Source organism: Natronosalvus halobius (genome assembly GCF_024138145.1).
GTDB lineage: Archaea > Halobacteriota > Halobacteria > Halobacteriales > Natrialbaceae > Natronosalvus > Natronosalvus halobius.
On record NZ_CP099997.1, the window covers coordinates 59,408 to 77,179 of the forward strand.

General features: G+C 65.6%; 19 protein-coding genes. 11 read left to right on the plus strand and 8 right to left on the minus strand.

What is annotated here, in order from left to right:
* Window positions 1–187 precede the first annotated feature (187 nt).
* The gene (locus NGM15_RS00300) at window positions 188–1,513 is read right to left on the minus strand and encodes a hypothetical protein (RefSeq protein WP_253433755.1); all 1,326 of its coding nucleotides are present in this window, start codon (window positions 1,511–1,513) and stop codon (window positions 188–190) included.
* Between the two features lie 441 nt (window positions 1,514–1,954).
* Between NGM15_RS00300 and NGM15_RS00305 the strand changes: the two genes are divergently transcribed.
* A complete protein-coding gene (locus NGM15_RS00305) occupies window positions 1,955–3,754 on the plus strand; it encodes a DUF6541 family protein (protein ID WP_253433758.1) in 1,800 nt (599 codons plus the stop codon).
* 30 nt (window positions 3,755–3,784) lie between these two features.
* Here the strand turns inward: NGM15_RS00305 and NGM15_RS00310 are convergent, their stop codons facing one another.
* Window positions 3,785–4,402 (minus strand): VOC family protein, encoded by a 618-nt coding sequence (locus NGM15_RS00310; protein ID WP_253433761.1) that lies wholly within the window; start codon window positions 4,400–4,402, stop codon window positions 3,785–3,787.
* A gap of 367 nt (window positions 4,403–4,769) precedes the next feature.
* Here NGM15_RS00310 and NGM15_RS00315 point away from each other — a divergent pair, with 367 nt between their 5' ends.
* Both NGM15_RS00315 and pstB read left to right on the plus strand, forming a co-directional pair.
* Entirely contained in the window at window positions 4,770–5,297 is a 528-nt protein-coding gene (locus tag NGM15_RS00315; RefSeq protein WP_253433764.1) for a hypothetical protein, read from the plus strand.
* Between the two features lie 240 nt (window positions 5,298–5,537).
* The gene (gene pstB, locus NGM15_RS00320) at window positions 5,538–6,398 is read left to right on the plus strand and encodes a phosphate ABC transporter ATP-binding protein PstB (protein WP_253433766.1); all 861 of its coding nucleotides are present in this window, start codon (window positions 5,538–5,540) and stop codon (window positions 6,396–6,398) included.
* Window positions 6,399–6,565: 167 nt separating this feature from the next.
* Here the strand turns inward: pstB and NGM15_RS00325 are convergent, their stop codons facing one another.
* Window positions 6,566–6,775, minus strand: coding sequence for a ribbon-helix-helix domain-containing protein (locus tag NGM15_RS00325; protein ID WP_253433767.1), 210 nt, complete (start codon window positions 6,773–6,775; stop codon window positions 6,566–6,568).
* Window positions 6,776–6,895: 120 nt separating this feature from the next.
* Here NGM15_RS00325 and NGM15_RS00330 point away from each other — a divergent pair, with 120 nt between their 5' ends.
* On the plus strand, window positions 6,896–7,225 hold the full coding sequence (locus NGM15_RS00330) for a DUF5789 family protein (RefSeq protein ID WP_253433769.1): 330 nt from the start codon (window positions 6,896–6,898) through the stop codon (window positions 7,223–7,225).
* A gap of 140 nt (window positions 7,226–7,365) precedes the next feature.
* Here the strand turns inward: NGM15_RS00330 and aglJ are convergent, their stop codons facing one another.
* Both aglJ and aglM read right to left on the minus strand, forming a co-directional pair.
* The gene (gene aglJ, locus NGM15_RS00335) at window positions 7,366–8,445 is read right to left on the minus strand and encodes an S-layer glycoprotein N-glycosyltransferase AglJ (RefSeq protein WP_253433771.1); all 1,080 of its coding nucleotides are present in this window, start codon (window positions 8,443–8,445) and stop codon (window positions 7,366–7,368) included.
* A gap of 98 nt (window positions 8,446–8,543) precedes the next feature.
* Entirely contained in the window at window positions 8,544–9,860 is a 1,317-nt protein-coding gene (gene aglM / locus NGM15_RS00340) for a UDP-glucose 6-dehydrogenase AglM (protein WP_253433773.1), read from the minus strand.
* 107 nt (window positions 9,861–9,967) lie between these two features.
* Here aglM and NGM15_RS00345 point away from each other — a divergent pair, with 107 nt between their 5' ends.
* Window positions 9,968–10,606, plus strand: a complete 639-nt coding sequence (locus NGM15_RS00345; RefSeq protein ID WP_253433775.1) for a class I SAM-dependent methyltransferase — start codon at window positions 9,968–9,970, stop codon at window positions 10,604–10,606.
* 60 nt (window positions 10,607–10,666) lie between these two features.
* Here NGM15_RS00345 and NGM15_RS00350 read toward each other — a convergent pair whose 3' ends face one another.
* Both NGM15_RS00350 and NGM15_RS00355 read right to left on the minus strand, forming a co-directional pair.
* The gene (locus tag NGM15_RS00350; RefSeq protein WP_253433776.1) at window positions 10,667–11,227 is read right to left on the minus strand and encodes a class I SAM-dependent methyltransferase; all 561 of its coding nucleotides are present in this window, start codon (window positions 11,225–11,227) and stop codon (window positions 10,667–10,669) included.
* 4 nt (window positions 11,228–11,231) lie between these two features.
* A complete protein-coding gene (locus tag NGM15_RS00355; RefSeq protein ID WP_253433778.1) occupies window positions 11,232–11,672 on the minus strand; it encodes a DUF302 domain-containing protein in 441 nt (146 codons plus the stop codon).
* A gap of 266 nt (window positions 11,673–11,938) precedes the next feature.
* On the opposite strand from NGM15_RS00355, the gene NGM15_RS00360 reads away from it, so the two are divergent.
* The 6 genes from NGM15_RS00360 (at window position 11,939) to NGM15_RS00385 (ending at window position 17,150) form a co-directional block, all read left to right on the plus strand.
* Window positions 11,939–12,688: a DsbA family protein gene (locus tag NGM15_RS00360; protein ID WP_253433779.1), complete on the plus strand. Its 750-nt coding sequence runs from the start codon at window positions 11,939–11,941 to the stop codon at window positions 12,686–12,688.
* Complete coding sequence (locus NGM15_RS00365; protein ID WP_253433782.1) at window positions 12,685–13,242, plus strand: hypothetical protein; 558 nt, start codon at window positions 12,685–12,687, stop codon at window positions 13,240–13,242. The genes NGM15_RS00360 and NGM15_RS00365 overlap by 4 nt, the downstream gene beginning before the upstream one ends.
* 134 nt (window positions 13,243–13,376) lie before the next feature.
* Complete coding sequence (locus NGM15_RS00370) at window positions 13,377–13,838, plus strand: hypothetical protein (protein WP_253433785.1); 462 nt, start codon at window positions 13,377–13,379, stop codon at window positions 13,836–13,838.
* Between the two features lie 77 nt (window positions 13,839–13,915).
* A complete protein-coding gene (locus NGM15_RS00375; RefSeq protein WP_253433787.1) occupies window positions 13,916–15,262 on the plus strand; it encodes an FAD-dependent oxidoreductase in 1,347 nt (448 codons plus the stop codon).
* On the plus strand, window positions 15,262–16,515 hold the full coding sequence (locus tag NGM15_RS00380) for a M20 family metallopeptidase (protein ID WP_253433789.1): 1,254 nt from the start codon (window positions 15,262–15,264) through the stop codon (window positions 16,513–16,515). The genes NGM15_RS00375 and NGM15_RS00380 overlap by 1 nt, the downstream gene beginning before the upstream one ends.
* A gap of 233 nt (window positions 16,516–16,748) precedes the next feature.
* On the plus strand, window positions 16,749–17,150 hold the full coding sequence (locus tag NGM15_RS00385; protein WP_253433792.1) for a helix-turn-helix domain-containing protein: 402 nt from the start codon (window positions 16,749–16,751) through the stop codon (window positions 17,148–17,150).
* Window positions 17,151–17,336: 186 nt separating this feature from the next.
* Here NGM15_RS00385 and ddfA read toward each other — a convergent pair whose 3' ends face one another.
* The gene (gene ddfA, locus NGM15_RS00390) at window positions 17,337–17,660 is read right to left on the minus strand and encodes a DdfA family disk-determining factor (RefSeq protein ID WP_253433795.1); all 324 of its coding nucleotides are present in this window, start codon (window positions 17,658–17,660) and stop codon (window positions 17,337–17,339) included.
* Window positions 17,661–17,772 lie beyond the last annotated feature (112 nt).

Consider the following 17,772-nt stretch of genomic DNA (forward strand, 5'->3'; position numbering starts at 1 on the left):
CCAGGGTAGAGTCCCTCGAGTAGCCTCGCCCTCTCCAGCCGAATGCGGTGCTCGCTTCGCTGCGCTCTTCACCCCTCGCGCGACGTGGATGACCGACCCTCGCTACGCCCGGGCTGCTCGACAGCACGCGCCGCGGTGGGCCGGTCCCACCCGATTATCCGATCCGCAGGATGCGTCCTGGACACGGTCACCGTCTGGTGAGCAGGCGCTGGTAGCTCGCCTTCGCCGCGCTCCAGGCGGGGTACAGTGTCGTGTACACCGGGTCGGGCGCGTTGCGGGCGCCCGCTCGAAGGACGCGGTGGCGCAGCGGCGACCCCGAGTTGTCGACGATCTCGGAGAGGCTGGCGGACTCGAGCCAGGCGAAGAAGGCGCGTTCGGCCGCCGTTTTCGGCTCCGTTTTTCGAACCCGGTCGCGGATGTCTGCCCACATGTAGCGCTCGTCCTGGCCGAGGATCCAGCGGCCGCCCTCGAGCCCCTGTCGGAGGTCGTGGTACCGGTCGTCAGTGAACGGGTAGCCGTGTTCGGTCGGTTCGAGGCCGGCCAGTCGGAGGCCGACGGCCGTCCGGTAGCACTTCTCGCAGACTCCGCAGTTGCCGTCCATCCGGTCGTTGCAGGTCTGAAGGGCGAGGTCAGGGGCGTCGCTCTCGGCGTAGGCGGCGAGCACGTCGAGGCGCTCCTGACGGGTCAGGTCGTAGGCGTCGTGGTGACACCGGGTGCCATCCCAGCGGACGTTGTCGTCGATGTCGGGGTGAGAGCCCCACTCGAGGTCGATCCCCTCCCAGTGGGTGGCGGCCATGTAGAGGTCCGTCATCCCGCGTGCGGCGGCCAGCGGGGCACAGAGCCCCAGCAAGCCGAGGCCGTGGCCGACGGAGCTGTACCAGCCGCCGTCGACGTAGCGTTTGTAGTGGGCGAGCAACATCGGGTGGTCGAGGAAGGAGAGCATGTTGGCCTCGACGAAGGCGGTCTCGAGGTTGCGGTCGGTGGCGAAGTCGGTCACCCGGTCGACCAGGTGGTTCCACTGCTCGTCGTCCGAACTGTCGGGCGTAATCGTCCAGCCGCGGATGCTGATCAGCGTGGGTTCCTCTTCGCGGTGACGGACGTACGAGCACGTGGAGTCGACGCCGCCGGTGAAGAGGAGGCCGCTCTCCGCGTTCTCATCGTCGCCGTCGTCGCTGGATACACGCGTGTCGACGACCTCGCGAGCGTAGAGGTCGCCACCCTCGAGGAAGTCGTACATCTCGAGCATGGCCGCCTGGACGTCCTCGAGCGCCGAGACGAACGTCGCGTCGACGGTATCGACGTACACGTCCGCGCCCGCGGCCCAGGCGACGGGACAGACCTGAGCCAGCGCCGGGACGACGAGCAGCGAGTCGGGGACCGACTCGATGTCGACGTCGTAGGTGACCTCGAGCGGATCGCCAGTGAAGAACCGGGCGAGGTCGTTCGAGGGGCGAACGGTCGTTCGAAGGGTGCGTCCATCCGTCGTCGGGGTGTCGATGTGTATCGATGCCATGGTCGAAGAGTGGGGTCGCCACCGGTTTCGGCTCGAGGGTGACGACCGGTCGTCTCGTGACCACCACCGAGGACGGTAAAAACAGGCACAATCGTTGACGCGTTGGGCATCGTAGAAATCACCGCCTAGAGACTGGTAGGCGCTCGTATCCGCCTCTGACGCCCCTTCGATCGTCGTCTCGACCGCCAAATTGAACTCCCGCATCCCCCGCTCTACTAGCGTGCACCATCGTCTCGAGCGTCGCCTCACGCCTGGCGCAGGAGGGGAGGGACGATGCCGGGTGCAAGCGGGCGCTGGCCAGTCATCCACCGGGCCGACCCGTGGCGCGACTGCTTCGATAGGGTAGGCGGAGGATAACAAACCCCTCCCTTCTCGAGGCATTTCACCAATGCGAACTGTCACGCCAGCCATCGTCGACGGTCGCCTCGCGCGGGTGAGTCGATGACGCAGAGACGAACCCTGCTCGATCTCGTCCTCACGGTCGGCTTTCTCGCCGTGGCGACCGCGATCGCCGTCGCGCATCGGTCCCCACCCTCGGGGTACGAATCGTCGATCTACACGGGTACGCCGACGCTCACCTGGGTCGCCTTCGGTCTCGCGCTCGCCGTCGCGGTTGGCGTGACCATTGGGACCCGCGGGTGGTATCAGGCCGGCGGGATCGCCCTTGGCGGGCTCGCGGTGACGAGCATCGTCAGCCTGCCGGTGATCCGTAACTACCACTTCCAGGGGATGGGCGACTCGCTCACCCACCTGGGGTGGGTCCGGGACTTCGTCCAGGGGACGATGCAGCCACACGAACTGTTCTACCCCGGGCTCCACGCCGTCGCGACGACCCTCCACCTCGGCGGCGGTGTCTCGATGGAACGGGCGCTCCTGATCGCCGTCGTCCTCCTGTTCGTCCCGTTCGTCGTGTTCGTTCCCCTCATCGCACGCGACATCTCGGGAACGGGCGCCGCCGCCGGGTTCGCCGCCATCGCCTCCTGGATGGTGCTCCCCATCAACAACGTGGCGACGCACATGGGGCCGCACACGAACTCCAACGCGCTGTTCGTCGTCCCCGTAGCCCTCTTCGCGACCGTCGCGCTTGTGAGCCGTCGGTCGGACCTCGAACGCCTCCCGCTCGGCATCTCGCCGTTCACCGTCTGCCTGTTCCTGGCCGGGATCGGACTCCTGCTAGTTCACCCTCAGCAGATGATCAACGTGGTCGTCTTCCTCGGGGCGCTCGCCGGGGTGCAGTTCCTCGCGAAGCGCCGGTATGACGATCATCCGATGGTGCACCACCCGTCGCTGTTCGCGCCGGCAGTCATGCTCGGCGTCCTGTTCGTGGTCTGGGCAGCCGCGAACGCGCGGTTCCGACGTGCCTTCTCGGGGCTCGTCTACGGTTTGTTCAGCCGTGACATCGGGACCGGCTCGACCGTCGGTCAGCGAAGCGGGTCGCTGACGGAACTGGGCGGTAGCCTGCTCGAACTGTTCGCGATCATGTTCCTGGTCGCCGCCGTGCTCGGGGCTATCGCAGCGCTGTTCATCCTCGCGACGTGGCTCGGGCGAACGAGTCTGGACCCCGACGGTCGCTCGTACGTCACCTACTTCGCGCTCGCGCTGGTGCCCCTCGGCGGCATGTTCGTGGTCTACTTTCTCGGGACGCCGACGATGGCGTTCCGACAGGTTGGCTTCATCTACGTCGTCCTGACGATCCTCTCGGGAATCGCCCTCGCACACCTCTTCGGTTGGTTGGCCGGGCCGCTGACGACCCCGGGTGCGAACGCACTCGCCGCCGTCTTCGTCGCGGCCTGTCTCGTCCTGACGCTCGTGACGCTGTTCACGTCACCGCTGATCTACCAGCCGACCCAGCACGTCACCGAACAGCAGCAGTTCGGCTACGACACCGCCCTCGAGACCCGGGCCGACGAGCGCCTGTACGCCGGCTTCGGCTACGGGATCAACCGCTACGGCGACGCTCACTACGGCACCGAGGCCGGGAGCGAGATCAACTACGACGGCGGCGCCGGCGGGGCGGTCCTGGTCGAGGAGTTCGAGGACGGCAACTACCGGGAGGCCTACCACGGTGCGGATTACTACTTCACCGTGAGCGCCTACGATAAAGCGCGGGAACTCGAGGTCTACGACGAACTCCACCACTCCGAGGCGGCTCTCGAGGGAATCGAGCGCGAACCCTACGTGGACCGACTGATCTCGAGTGAGGAATTCACGATGTTTTCGGTCGAGGGAACCCCCTCTTGATGCCTGATCGCGGCCGTCGATAGTCCAGCGTCAGTTATCGACGCCCGCTCCCGTCGGCGCGTCCGGCAGTTCCTGTTTGTCGACATCGATTCCCAGTTCCTCGAGGGCGGCCTCCATGTGTTGCTCCTCGGCGAAGTCCGAGCCGTCCTCCTCGCGGATCCGCTGGGTCGTCGCGAGCACCTCGGCACGGCGGTCGTCGGGAATCGAGAACTTGTCCGTGGCGAGTTCGATGGTCAGGCCGTTGTTGTCCCTGGTATAGAGGGAGTGGAAGATGCCCCGATCGAACTCGTTGTAGCCGTAGCCGGCCTCCTCGAGGGCCTCCCGGGTGTCGACGAATCGCTCGGGGTCGATGCTGAACGCGAGGTGGTGGACCGAACCGATCTGATGGCGAAGGGGAGACGGGTTCGACTGGCGGTCGTCGCTCACGAAGAACGTGATGACCCGGCCGTCCCCGGTGTCGAAGAAGAGGTGCGTCGATGTCGGGTCGTCCAGGTTCGGCTGTTTCAGGACGAGGGGCATCCCCAGCACGTCTCGGTAGTAGGCAATGGTGTCCTCGGTGTTCGAGCCGATTAGCGTGATGTGGTCGGTCCCGGTGGTCTGAATCGGGCTGTCGGGTCGGTCGGCGGTGATTTCGAAGTCGTCGCTCATACCACCTCTAGGTTCCGAGCGTACATACATTTCCGCTAACGTCGATGTCACCCGGGGCCAAATCGCGGCTCGAGTACGCCGTCGCTCATCGTCGCTACTGCTCGAGAGGCCGCCACCGCCAGGCACGGCATCGCCACGGCCACGCCACACACGGCCGGGAACGGCGCTCGAGCGCGGCGTACGAAGCGAGGCGCCGTGACCCGGGGGAGGGCAGGCCCTCGCCGGGACGACGCGGTCACGCGGGGCTTCGATTGTGAACCACCTCGATCGTCCTCGCGACCGGGGCCTAACTCGACGTCGAACCCACTTAACGCGTGCATCTGGCCACCCCCGAACCTACCCAAACTCGCTCACAAGCGACCGTCAGATGTCACTCGAGTCCGCTGCGCGCACCGATTTAGACGGAACCGACTGGGACGGCACCGTCCCCAACGCCTTCGACCTGCGAGTCGTCGCCCTCGTCCTCGTAGCCTCCGGCCTCGCGGCCTCCGCAAACCTCACCGCGGGCGGCCTCGAGTTTGCCCTCGTCGCGTTCGGCCTGCTGGTCGCCACCGGTATCGCCGCTCACTGGCTCGGCCAGCGCCGCGTCCGTCACGTGACCGAATCGCTCGTCGAGGAGTGGGTCGCCGCCGGTGGGAGCGTCGAGTCGGTCACCCGGTCGGCGTCCTGGATGCGAACGGAGTGGATCGTCCGGACGAACGAGGGGCCGGTCACCGTGGGCGGCCTGGCGCTGGTTCCGATCTCGCGGGTGTCGGTCACCTGGCGCGGGATGGGGGAGTCACACTCTGCAACGGCGGCGAGCGCCGACCTCGAGTCGCTGGCCGCGGAGTGGTACGCGGAAATTTTCGAATCCGGGCAGGAACGAGTTCGAGAGACGCCGTCTCAAGTATCGTAGCGGCGACTTCCGGACGAACGACCTGACGTCTTCGGGGATCGACTGGGCAACCTCGAGAGTGACTCTTCGCTCGCCACAGCCGACGATCGCGTCCGGGTTTCCCGTTTCGAGCGTTCTCCCGTCTCGAGCGTTCTCCCGTCTCGAGTGTTCTCCCGTCTCGAGCGATCCCTGCTCTCGATAGTGTGCGTTACGCATCCACAACAGGTAACTGTTCGAGGGGTGACTAGCGACTTACCGCGCATGACCGCCAATCGACCCGAATCCGGGGAACTCTCCAGGGGCGCAACAGGCGACTCCGGCGTGACCTCGATGACCGAAATCGCCAGCCCCCGGGGGTCACCCGGAGTCGAGTCGCCCGTAATCCAGTCCCGGGACCTCGACGTCTTCTACGGCGACACTCAGGCGCTCGACGGCATCACGATGGACATCCCCGAACGACGGGTGACGGCGCTCATCGGACCCTCGGGCTGTGGCAAGTCGACATTCCTGCGGTCGATCAACCGCATGAACGACCTCATCGACGTCGCCCGCGTCGAGGGCGAACTGTTCTTTCACGGCAAGAACGTCTACGACGACGACGTCGACCCCGTCGCGCTCCGCCGCAAGATCGGGATGATCTTCCAGCAACCGAATCCCTTCCCGAAGAGTATCTTCGACAACGTCGCCTACGGACTCCGGGTCCAGGACAAGGACGACGACCTCGAGGAGCAGGTCCGGACCGCCCTCGAGCGAGCGGCCCTGCTCGAGGAGGTCGAGGATCAGCTAGACTCGAGCGGACTCGATCTCTCGGGTGGCCAGCAACAGCGCCTCTGTATCGCCCGGGCCATCGCGACCGACCCGGAGGTCATCCTGATGGACGAGCCAGCGAGCGCGCTCGACCCCGTTGCGACCTCGAAGATCGAAGACCTGATCGAGGAACTGGCGAACGACTACACCGTCGTGATCGTCACCCACAATATGCAACAGGCCGCCCGGATTTCGGACAAGACCGCCGTGTTCCTCACCGGCGGGGAACTCGTGGAGTTCGACGACACGACGAAACTCTTCGAGAACCCGGAGAGCCAGCGCGTCGAGGACTATATCACCGGGAAATTCGGATAGCTCGAGGATGTCCGGCTGTTTCTCACATTTTGTGGATTCCTCGAGCGACGACCTGGAGCCGGCAGTTCGGTGCAATCGGTCATTCAGGCGATTCGGTGTGTTCGATCACTCGAGGTGAGCTGTTTGGGGCAATGGATTATTCGCGACGAGAAGTGCGATGCGCTCGATCACTCTAGGTAGCCCAGCCCCCGGAGCTGTTCGGCGATCTCCTCGAACTCGGCCTCCGTGAGTTGACCGGACTTCTGGTGCTGGATCACGATGCTCCGCAGGAGAAACCGGGTGAGATCGCTCGTACTCTGAAAGCTCGTGCCCTCGATGGTCTCCTCGACGCGTGCCGCGAGATCCTTCGGGATCGAGACCGTCGTGTATTCGGTCATCTCGTGTCGAAACTGGGTGACGGATCGGCGTAAAGATTCCCACTGCAGACGACCGTCCGTGAGTGCTCGACCCGTCTCGAGAGCGTAGCCATTTTCGGTCCTGAGGTGTTATGGCACCTCATGGGAGTCCGGCCACCAACGAACGGCCCCGACGACGAGCCGACGAGCATCGAATTCGGCATCGCCGCCGTCGACGCCCGCCTCAAACGAGCCGATCTCTCGTTTCCCGCCTCGAGAACGGACGTCTCGGCCGCACTCGGCGATGCCAACATCCCCTACGACGTTCACGGGAATACGGTCGGACTCGAGACGGCGCTCGAGCACGTCGACCGGGAGCGATTCGAGAGCCGACAGGAGTTGCTCAACGCCTTACACCCCGTCTTCGAGGAGTATCGCAAGAATCACTCGGGCGGCTTTCTCAGGCAGTTCCGGACGCTGCTCCCGTTCTGATCGATTCGGTTCGACTGTCGTCCTGATCGTGTCGGCTTGATGCTCCTTCTGATCGTGTGCGTTCGACGCTCCTTCTGCTCGTGTCGGTTCGACGTCCCTGGTCAGGTCTCCACTCGCCTCGAGAGCTGCCGATATCAGTTCTATCGATCGTCTCGATCCCGGCGGCTCTCGAGGCGAACCTGCTCGAGGCGTCGACGCTGTTCGCGGTGGAGGGTGACGATCATGTCCGAGAGGACCCCGAACATGAGCAACTGGACGCCGAGCAAGATCGCGGCCGCGGAGACGAGCGCGAGGATCTCGTGGCCGGTGTTGAACTGGATCCAGCGCCAGAGCACGTAGCCCGCGAGGGCGATTCCCGAAATGACAGACGCGGCGCCGACGCTCCCGAAGTAAAACAGCGGGTTGTTCGTCTTCGCCAGCGAGTACAGCGTCAGGATGATCGTCCCGCCGTCCCAGACGGGGTGAAGGTTCGTCTCCGATTCGTCGGGTCGCGCCCGGTAACTCACCGGGACGACGGCCGTCTCGACGCCGTGGCGGACGCACTCGACGGCGAGTTCCGTCTCGATGGTGAACCCGTCGGAATCGAGCAGGAGTCGCTCGAACGAGTCCCGGGTGAACGCGCGATAGCCCGAGAGGATGTCCTCGTAGTGCGCCCCGTGGATGAACCCGAACGCGCCGTTGATCATCCGGTTGCCGAACCCGTTGAGGCGCTTCATCGCGTCGTCGTCCATGTCGGCGAACCGATTGCCGATCACGTGTTCGTACCCCTGGGCCAGGGGCTCGAGCATCGTCTCGGCGTCGGCCGGATCGTATGTGCCGTCGCCGTCGAGCATGAGGACGTAGCGCGCGTCGATGTACTCGACGGCTTCGCGGACGGCCTGTCCCTTCCCGGAGCCCGACTGGGTCAGTACGCGGGCGCCGCGCTCTCGGGCAATGTCACGCGTACCGTCGTTCGAGTCACCGTCGACGACGAGGACGTTCTCGTAGCCACGCTCGCGAAAGCGGTCGACGATCTCTCCGATCGTCGCGGCCTCCTCGAGCGTGGGGAGCAGAATACAGACCTGTTCGGGCGGCAGTGGGTGGTCGATGGTCGGCGAGTCAGACTCCTCATTGGCGTCGTCCCGGGCCGCGTTCGCGTCGCCATCCGCGTCAGCATTCTCGTCTGCGGGTGATGCGTCGCCGTCGGAAGCGGCGGATTCGATCCCTGCGTGCTCGTCCATTGGCATGCACTCGACGCCCGGATTGGAAAAACGTACTGGTGTATTCGGTGAGTGTTCGGCTTCTCGAACGGAGTACGGCCTCCCTGACGACTCGCCACTCACCAGGTGAGGCCCTCGTAGACCTCGAGATCCGCTTTCGCTTCGGAGACGTCGATTCGACGCCCGTCGACGAGTACTCGCCTGGACATCCCTTCGAGCGCCCCCGCGAGGTCGTCGAACTCGGGCCAGTCGGTCGCGACGACCGCCCCGTCGGCGCCCTCGAGGGCCTCCGCGGCGCTCGCGGCGTACTCGAGGCCGTCGCGGTCGGCGTACTCGGGGTAGGTAGACCGCAGATTTTCGGTGGCGACTGGATCGTACCCGACGACGGTCGCGCCGCGCTCCAGGAGGGCGTCGATGACCTCGAGCGCGCGGGACTTCCGGACGTCGTCGGTCCCGGGTTTGAACGACAGCCCGAGGACGGCGATCCGGGCGCCCTCGAGGTCGACGTGGTTCGAGAGCAGGTCGACGAGTCGGCGGGGCTGGCCGTCGTTAACGCGGACGACGGCGTCCAGGAGTTCGGGATCGTAGCCTTGCTCTCGTGCGCCCGCTCGGAGGGCGTTGACGTCTTTGGGGAAACACGAACCGCCCCAGCCGAGCCCCGAGCGCATGAACCGCTCGGAGATGCGGTCGTCGAGTCCGACGGCGTCGAGCACCTCGTAGGCGTCGACGCCGTAGGCCTTGGCGACGTTCCCGAGTTCGTTCACCAGCGAGACCTTCGAGGCGAGGAAGGCGTTGTTGGCGTACTTGATCAACTCGGCCTCGCGGACGCCGGTTTCGACGAAGTCCGCCCCGCGTTCGCGCATGGGAGCGTAGAGTTCCCACAGGGTGTCGGCGGCCGCCGGGTCGGTCGCCCCGACGACGACTTTCTCGGGCTCGAGGAAGTCCTGGACGGCGGTGCCCATTCGAAGAAACTCGGGGTTCATCGCCAGCTCGAGGCCTTCGCCGACGGCCCGCCCGCTCGCCTCGCTGACGATCGGGCCGACGACGTCCTCGGTCGTCCCCGGCAAGACGGTGCTCTTGACGACGACGATGTGGTCGCCGTCCTTCTCGGCGAGGGCGGCCCCGAGCGACTCCGAGGCCGCGCGCATGGCCGTCAGGTCGAGGCTGCCGTCGTCGTGCTGGGGCGTCGGCAGGCAGAGAAAGGTGAGGTCGGTGTCGCGAACGGCACCGTAGTCGGTGGTTGCCCGCAGCCGCTCGCCCGCGTGCTCGGCGATGCGTTCCGCGAGACCAGATTCGTGGATGGGAGCCTCGCCGGCGTTGATCGCGTCGACCGTGTCCTGGTCGATCTCGACGTTCGTGACGTCGTGGCCGAGGTCCGCGAGACAGGCCGCGATCGTCGTGCCGACGTAGCCGCTGCCGACGATGGAGACGTTCATACGATGCTCAACGAATCGGAGGAGGTAGTGATTTTTGGGTTAGTCGCCCGTCGTGTCCGCGACGGGACCACCAACACGGATAGCCCTTCGGCACGTACCCGGACCCTATGACGACGGACGATTCCTCGCACCCGCTGCTCGCGGCGATTTACGATCCGGCGACTGCACTCGCCGAACGAACCCTGCTTCGTCCCCACCGCGAGTACCTGGTCGACGGCCTCGAGGGCCGGGTGCTCGACGTCGGCGCGGGAACGGGCGCTCTCTTTCCGTACCTCGTCCGGGTACCCGACGGAGACGCGGCGTTCCACGCCATCGAACCCGACCCACACATGCGCCGCCAGGCCGCGTCGACGGCCGCCGATCTGGGTCTCGCAGTCGACCTGCGCGACGCTCGGGCCGAGGCGCTTCCCTACCCGGACGAGTCCTTCGACGTCGTCGTCGCCTCGCTGGTCTTCTGTACGATTCCGGGCGCCGAGGCCGCCCTCGAGGAAGTCGAACGCGTCCTCCGTCCTGGCGGCGAGTTCCGATTTCTCGAGCACGTTCGAGACGACGGCTGGCGCGGGCAGGTCCAGTCGCTGGTCGAACCGCTATGGAAGCGGGCCGCCGGTGGCTGTCACCTGACCCGACAGACGGCGTCGCTGTTCGCGGCCGACCGTGCCTTCGACGTGCTCGAACTCGAGCGGGTGAACCTCGGTGTGACGCCGGTGCGTCCGTTCGTCCGGGGACGGATGCGAAAACGGGTTTGACCGTCGCTCGAACGTGCGATACGGATGAGCGCTACTCGAGTGAGACGATTCGGACGAACGCTACTCGAGCGTCGCGACCAGCAAGAACGTCTCCGGACGGACCCCCACGTGCTCGATGGCGAAACCTGCCGTCTCGAGTGCCTCGGTCGCCTCGTTGGCGCTGTAGCGCTCGTCGGTCGGCGGGCCGTCCTGGCCGGTGCCGCTCGCGCCCCAGTCGACGATGGCGAGTCGCCCGCCCGGCGCCAGGACGCGTCGGATCTCCTGGAGGGCTGCCTCGCTCGCGAACTCGTGGTAGGTCATCGTCGAGAACGCGGCGTCGACGTCCCCGTCCTCGAACGGGAGGTCGCTCACGTTCGCCGTCACGAGGTCGACGTTCTCGGGGACGCCCTTCTCGCGGTAGTAATCGTGCATCGCCTCCTGGAGGTCGACGGCGTACACCGTCTCGACGTGCGGGGCCACGTCGTCGGTGAAAAAGCCCGTCCCGCTCCCGAGGTCGGCCACGGTGTCGGTTTCTTCGGGGTCAACCGCCCAGCACAACTCCTCCCTCGAGCAGAATCGGTAGCGGCGCTCGGCGCGCTCGAGTTTGTCCGCTCGCGAAGCGTCGAAGGTGTGGTGTCCCATGGGATTAGAGGTTCGCGAAGGCGTCGTCCACCAGTTCGCCAGTTGTGGCCACGATGTCGGCCATCGCGTCGTCGTCCGGAGCCATCCCGACGAGTCGAGCGATGCGCATGATGCTCACGTGGTAGACGCGCTGGGTGCCGGGCGACTCCTCCCAGATGACGACGTTACACGGGAAGATTGCGCCGATTTTGTTGTTCGAAACCTCGAGCGCCTCGTCCGCGACGGCCGGGTTGCAGGCTCCGAGGACGTAGTAGGGATCCCGGTCGGCGTCGACCTTCTCGTTGAGCAACTCCGAGGGGGAGAACTCGACGGGGACGCCGAAGCCGGCGTCGGTGAACACCTCGCGCACGTGCTCGATGGCGTCCTCGTGGTCCATCTCGAGGGTGGTCTGTTTCGCGCCGATGTCGTCGGGGTCGATCTCGGCAGGGTCGATAGGGAGCGTCATTCGTGTGAAGTAGTGGGGCCAGCGAGAAAAGTTCTTTCGACAGCCTGCTGTGACGTCTCTCGGCCGGTGCCCGTGTTCTGCGGTCAAATCGAGGCGTAGCGTGGCGATAGCTCGAGAATACGAGCGGTTTCGAACGACGATTTCGCCCTTCCTGCATCTGGCTCTATCCGGGGTGAGTCTTGCACCGTCCTGGAACGCCCGTTTCTCTGAGTCGGCAATTCACCAAAACGCCCTTCCATCGATCCACCCAATCCAGGACGTACTCGATGGCCCTCGACACGGACATCACGCGACGGCGGGCGCTACTCGCCGGCGGCGGTACGCTCGCGTTCGGCGGCGGGGTCACGTACCTGGCCTCGCGCCCGGACTCGAACCCGAGCGACGAGACGTACGTCCCTGAGATGTCCAATCGGAGCGACGAGACGACCGGCTTCGGCGCCGAGCTTGCAGGGCGACCGATCGCCGGCGACCTGAACGCCCCCATCGACGTCTACTACTGGACCGACTACCTCTGTCCGTTCTGTGCGCGGTTCGAGGCGGAGACACTGCCGAAGCTCGGTCGGGAGTACATCGACGCCGGCACGGCGCGGTTCGTCCTCCTTCCGTACCCCACCATCGGGAGCTACTCCATGGAAGCGATGGTGTGGAGCCTGTGCGTCTGGGACGTAGTCGCCGACGAGACGCCTGCAGCCTACTGGAACTGGCACCACCGCGTCTTCGAGAGACAGTCGGATGCCGAATCGGGTTCCGACTGGGCGACAGCGGACGCGTTCGCGACGATCACTGATGAGACCGCGGACGTTCCGTTGGCCGACGTCGAGGCCTGCCGCGAGGAACGGTCCGAGGCCGTTCGAGGCCCGATCCAGGACGACCTCGACCTGGGGCAGTCGGCCGGCATTCAGGGTACGCCCGGCTTCGTCGTCTACAATCGCGAGACGGACGCAGCCGGGAGAATCGTCGGGGCGCAGCCGTACGACAACTTCGCGGACGCAATCGAGCAGGTTCGAAATGCATGACGAATCGTCGGATACGGGTACGGACGCGCGAGTGGCTGGACGACCTGGGCGAGGCGCTATCGTTCCCGCTGACCTCGGACGGTCGCCTCGCCGTCGCCACCGCGACGACGCTGTTCACGTACGTCGTCCTGGTACTGAGCACGTTTCCGCAGTTCTCGATTCAGGTGTTGACCAGCGAACCTGCCGACCTGTTCTTCGCCGTCGCGACGCTCACACAGGAGACGTACGCCAGCTCTGGCTGGCTCGGTCTCGGACTGCTAACGCTGTACGCCCTCTTGACGGGTGTTGCGGTGACGAACGGGGTCGCTCTCGTTCGTCGCGCTCGTCGCCGAAGTGCGTCAACGGTCGTGGGGATCGCACCGGGGCTGCTCGCCGCGGGCTGTGCGAGCTGCGGAGCCGGCGTCCTCGGCGTCCTGGGCTTCGCCGGAGCGATGGCGCTCCTGCCGTTCGACGGCAACCTCCTTCGACTCGCCGGAATCAGCCTGCTGGTGTTCGTCCTCGGCCGAACAGGCGATCCGCGGACGTGTTCGATGTCGAGGTTAGCGGGGTCGTGAGTCCCTGCCGGGCGGTTCGTCCGACGTTCGTCGTTCCTGTTGGGCCTCGAGCCTTTCGCGAGACGGGTGCATCATCGTGGTGCTTTAGTGGGATTTACGCACAATAATAGGACGTATAGCACATCGATTCACACATGCAGGACTCCATTCGACCCGACGACACGACAGCCGACACGACTGCCTCCTCGAGCACTCGAAAACGCGCACTCACGAGCGTCGGCGTCGCCGTCGGCGTCTTTTTGCTGTTCGGTACGGTGACTGGACTCGTCCCGAACCCACTCTACGTTCGAATGGTCCCTCGGACGCCCCTCGACTACCTGTTTCTCGTTGCGACGTCGGTGTTCGCCGGCGCGTTCGTCTACCAGCGGGCGACCCTCGGGGGTTCGACGAACGACCGAACCGCGTTCGGCGGGGTCGTCGGCGGATTCCTCGCCTTCGGCTGTCCGACCTGTAACGTGGTCCTCCTGGCGCTCTTTGGCTCCTCCGCGTTGATGACGTACGTCGATCCGCTGCGACCGCTGCTGGGCGCCGTGAGCGTCGCGCTCTTCGCGGGATTGCTCTACGTGCAGCGTCGACGCGGCTGTCGCACCTGTTGACGGCAAAGACGCGGGAGGTAAAACAGTATTGCATAATTCGAGAAATACTTTAGTCGACTCCGCCCGAAGTGTTTCGTATGAGCGATCCCTTCGTCGTGATCGGTGGAGACGCGGCCGGAATGAGCGCCGCCAGCAAGGCGAAACGCGAGGATTCCGAGCGGGACGTGATCGTCTTCGAGAAGGGCGAGTGGGTCTCGTACGCCGCCTGCGGGATGCCCTACTACGTCAAAGGCGACGTCGAGGATCTCGAGGACCTCGTCGCAATGACCGCCGAGACGTTCCGCGATGAACGGGACATCGACCTCCGGACGGGTCACGAGGTGGTCGAGATCGACCCCGAGCGCGAGGTCGTCGTGGTCGAGGCCGACGGAGACACGTTCGAGCAACCTTACGGTCACCTCCTGGTCGCAGTCGGTGCGCGGGCGATCGAACCGCCCTTCGACAGGCTCGGCCTCGAGGGCGTGTTCACGATCCACGACATGGACGAGGCCGACGCGATCGAACGCTACGTGCGCGAGCACGACCTCGAGACGGCCGCCATCGTCGGCGGGGGCTACGTCGGGATCGAGATGGCCGAGGCACTCTCGGCCCACGGCCTCGCCGTCGACCTCTACGAAATGCTCCCCCACGTCCTCCAGCCCTTCGGCGAGGCGGTCGCCGACGTCGTCGGAGACCACCTCCGTGAGCAGAGCGTCACCCTCAACCTCGATACCGCCGTCTCGGGCTTTTCGGGTGACGACCGCGTCGAGCGCGTCCACCTCGAGGACGCCGACGAACCGGCCGACGTCGCCATCGTTGGCGTCGGAGTGGCCCCAAACGTCGAACTCGCGGCCGACGCCGGCGTCGAGGTCGGTGAAACGGGCGCCATCGCGGTCGACGAGTACGGCCGAACGAACGTCGAGAACGTCTACGCGGCGGGCGACTGCGCCGAAGCGCGCCACGTCGTCACGGGCGAGCCGGATCACGTACCCCTCGCACTGACGGCCAACCGCGCCGGCCGAGCGATCGGCGAGACCGTCACTGGTTCGCCGACGCCCGTCGGCGGAATCGCAGGGACTGCCATCGTGAAAGCCTTCGACCTCGGGGCAGCCAGGACGGGACTCCTGGACGAGGAGCGAGCCTGCGAGGCCGGCTTCGATCCCGTCTCGGTCACCATCACGGCGGCGACGCGCGCCCACTACTACCCCGGCGGTGCGGATCTCACGGTCACGCTGGTCGCTGACCGCGAAGATGGAACGTTGCTCGGCGGCAGCGTCGTCGGTCGCGAGGGCGCAAAGCGCATCGACACCGTGGCGACGGCGCTCGAGGCGGGGATGACCGTTACCGACCTCCAGAACGCAGACCTGGCGTACGCCCCGCCGTTCAGTCCAGTCTGGGATCCGATCCTCACCGCAGCGAAAGTCCTCGGCGGGAAACTCGAGTGATGCCCTCGCTCACGCCCGAGACGTACGTCCGCGACCACCGTGACGAACTGGTCGACATCGCGCTCGAGTTGCTCGCGATCGACACGTCGAATCCACCGGGCGACACGCGCGAGATCGTCGATGTGCTCGAGACGTCGCTGTCGTCGCTCCCGCTCGATCTCGAGCGGGTCGCCGTCGATCCGGCGAAACCCAACCTTCTGGTGCGGGTTCCGGGTGTGGATTCGACGCGAACGCTGCTGTTCAACGGGCACCTCGACACGGTGCCCTACAACGCCGACGAGTGGATGCACGACCCTCTCGGGGAGCGCGTCGGCGACCGCATCTACGGCCGCGGGGCGACCGACATGAAGGGGGCCGTCGCCGCGATGGCGTTCGCGCTCCGGGCGCTGCTCGAGACGGACACCGAGCCGCCGATCGATCTCGTCTTCGCCTTCGTCAGCGACGAAGAGGTCGGCGGCGACGCCGGGCTTCCCGCCCTGCTCGAAGGCGGTTTTCTCGAGGCCGACGCCTGCGTCATCGGCGAACCGACGTGCGAGAAGGGGCGTCACTCGGTGACGGTCGCCGACCGCGGCAGCATCTGGCTGACACTCGAAGCGACCGGCCGAGCGGCCCACGGGTCGCGTCCGCCCCTCGGCGTGAACGCGGTCGACCGACTCTACGGGGCGATCACGACCCTGCGGGAGCGCTTCGGCACGTCCGAACTGGATATCGACGATACGATGGAACCGATTATCGAGGAATCGGTTGCGTACTACGGGCCGACCATGGGTCCCGAGACAGCCCGCGACCTCTTCGCGTACCCGTCGATTAATCTCGGAACGATCGAGGGCGGCGATGCGATAAACAGCGTTCCCCAGTCGGCCCGGGCGGACATCGACGTTCGGTTGATCGCTGGCGTCCACACGCCCGATGTACTCGCTGCAATCCGAGCGTGCGTCGCCGAATGTAACGGAATCGCGATTACGGACGTCTCCTGGAGCGTCGGCACGGCCGAACCGCTCGAGAGCCCGCTCGTCGAGGCGGTGGCGTCGACGGCCGAAACCGTCACCGGCGATCGCGTGTATCGACGAAGCGCGACCGGCGGCGGAGACGCCAAGCGACTCCGAAACGCCGGCATTCCGACGGTCGAGTTCGCGCTCGGAACCGACACCGTCCACGCCGTCGACGAGTACACGGCGCTCGAGACGCTCGTCGGCAATGCGCTGGTCTACGCACGACTGCCGGCAACGTGGGCGGAGGCGGACGACGAGTGACTGTGGCGTCGTTCGGGGACTACTGATGGCGGTCATCGGTACCGAGGGCACCCTCGGCTTCCACCTGAAGGGCGTCCCCTGGCGGCTGTGCCGGACGCCACTGTGCTGACGATCGATGGCGTTTTCGGTGGAACGGCTCACGCAAACTGGCAGTCTCCAGGCGTTCGATACGGAATTGTGCGATCTATGCACAAATCTTTTAACGGCTCGGCCGCTACGTATTCACGATACTGATGCCTGACTCGATGGCCGAACAACTCCAGCAAGACATGGTCTGTGAGGGCCTCCTCGAGTGCTTTCACGGCCTCAAACAACTCGACAGGGCGTGTTTCGAGGCGCTGGTGGAAGCCGAGGAACCGCTGACCGTCGACGAGATCGCGGCGACAGTCGACCGCGAGCGATCGACGGCCTACCGGGCCGTCCAGCGCTTGCTCCAGACGGGCTTCATCCAGAAAGAACAGGTCAACTACGACCAGGGCGGCTACTATCACGTCTACTCGCCGACCGACCCGTCGAAGATCGCCGGCGACATGCAGCGCCTGCTCAACGACTGGTACGCGAAGATGGGCCAGCTCATCCAGGAGTTCGAGGACAAGTACGAGCAGGTCGAAGCGACGGCTCCCGCCGAAGGATAGTCGATCACTCAGTAGTCGGCTCGCCCAGGCAGATCTCTTCACGTTTGTCGCCTCGAGAGCGACATCTCGACGAGTCGGGACTGGTGCCAAATAGCACCCGTCGGAATGCGCGGTCCATCGGGAAATTCGATAGCGTCCAGGACATCCGATCGATCTCGTCATACCGGCAGTCGAGCCGATGCTCGCTCAATCGGGGGTGTTCGGTTCGCCTGACGGTGTGGCCGAGCGGTCGATCGAACTCGGTTGCCCGCCATCTTCGCTGATCGTAGCCACGTCGACCGATCCGTCGGCGGAGACGGTTACCCGATAGCCGGCGAACGTAAACGTGAGTTCGTCGGCTGCCCGGTCGTCGGCCGCTGCCTCGACCGAGAACAGCCTGTCGAGGCTTTCCGGATCGATCGCGTGGTACAGCGGTTCCAGATCGATCGGATCGATCCCCTCCTTCCTGGCGACCGCGTTCACGACACGATGGCTGACAGCTGATGAATTCTGGTGGTGGTCAATTGTCATTCTCGTAGACACGCGCTCCTGATTTCAACGATAGTTGCAAGACTGTTCCCCGCACCGCCCCCCGTGCACCCCGCGGCGGGTGCTGTGGATCGTTCGATAGTGTCCATGATAC

Coding starts and splice junctions, on each gene's coding strand:
- NGM15_RS00300 (WP_253433755.1), bottom strand. CDS start 1,513: ATGGCATCGATACACATCGACACCCCGACGACGGATGGACGCACCCTT.
- NGM15_RS00360 (WP_253433779.1), top strand. CDS start 11,939: ATGGCCCTCGACACGGACATCACGCGACGGCGGGCGCTACTCGCCGGC.
- NGM15_RS00355 (WP_253433778.1), bottom strand. CDS start 11,672: ATGACGCTCCCTATCGACCCTGCCGAGATCGACCCCGACGACATCGGC.
- NGM15_RS00370 (WP_253433785.1), top strand. CDS start 13,377: ATGCAGGACTCCATTCGACCCGACGACACGACAGCCGACACGACTGCC.
- NGM15_RS00305 (WP_253433758.1), top strand. CDS start 1,955: ATGACGCAGAGACGAACCCTGCTCGATCTCGTCCTCACGGTCGGCTTT.
- NGM15_RS00345 (WP_253433775.1), top strand. CDS start 9,968: ATGACGACGGACGATTCCTCGCACCCGCTGCTCGCGGCGATTTACGAT.
- aglJ (WP_253433771.1), bottom strand. CDS start 8,445: ATGGACGAGCACGCAGGGATCGAATCCGCCGCTTCCGACGGCGACGCA.
- NGM15_RS00365 (WP_253433782.1), top strand. CDS start 12,685: ATGACGAATCGTCGGATACGGGTACGGACGCGCGAGTGGCTGGACGAC.
- NGM15_RS00375 (WP_253433787.1), top strand. CDS start 13,916: ATGAGCGATCCCTTCGTCGTGATCGGTGGAGACGCGGCCGGAATGAGC.
- NGM15_RS00385 (WP_253433792.1), top strand. CDS start 16,749: ATGCCTGACTCGATGGCCGAACAACTCCAGCAAGACATGGTCTGTGAG.
- ddfA (WP_253433795.1), bottom strand. CDS start 17,660: ATGACAATTGACCACCACCAGAATTCATCAGCTGTCAGCCATCGTGTC.
- NGM15_RS00315 (WP_253433764.1), top strand. CDS start 4,770: ATGTCACTCGAGTCCGCTGCGCGCACCGATTTAGACGGAACCGACTGG.
- pstB (WP_253433766.1), top strand. CDS start 5,538: ATGACCGCCAATCGACCCGAATCCGGGGAACTCTCCAGGGGCGCAACA.
- NGM15_RS00380 (WP_253433789.1), top strand. CDS start 15,262: ATGCCCTCGCTCACGCCCGAGACGTACGTCCGCGACCACCGTGACGAA.
- NGM15_RS00350 (WP_253433776.1), bottom strand. CDS start 11,227: ATGGGACACCACACCTTCGACGCTTCGCGAGCGGACAAACTCGAGCGC.
- NGM15_RS00325 (WP_253433767.1), bottom strand. CDS start 6,775: ATGACCGAATACACGACGGTCTCGATCCCGAAGGATCTCGCGGCACGC.
- aglM (WP_253433773.1), bottom strand. CDS start 9,860: ATGAACGTCTCCATCGTCGGCAGCGGCTACGTCGGCACGACGATCGCG.
- NGM15_RS00310 (WP_253433761.1), bottom strand. CDS start 4,402: ATGAGCGACGACTTCGAAATCACCGCCGACCGACCCGACAGCCCGATT.
- NGM15_RS00330 (WP_253433769.1), top strand. CDS start 6,896: ATGGGAGTCCGGCCACCAACGAACGGCCCCGACGACGAGCCGACGAGC.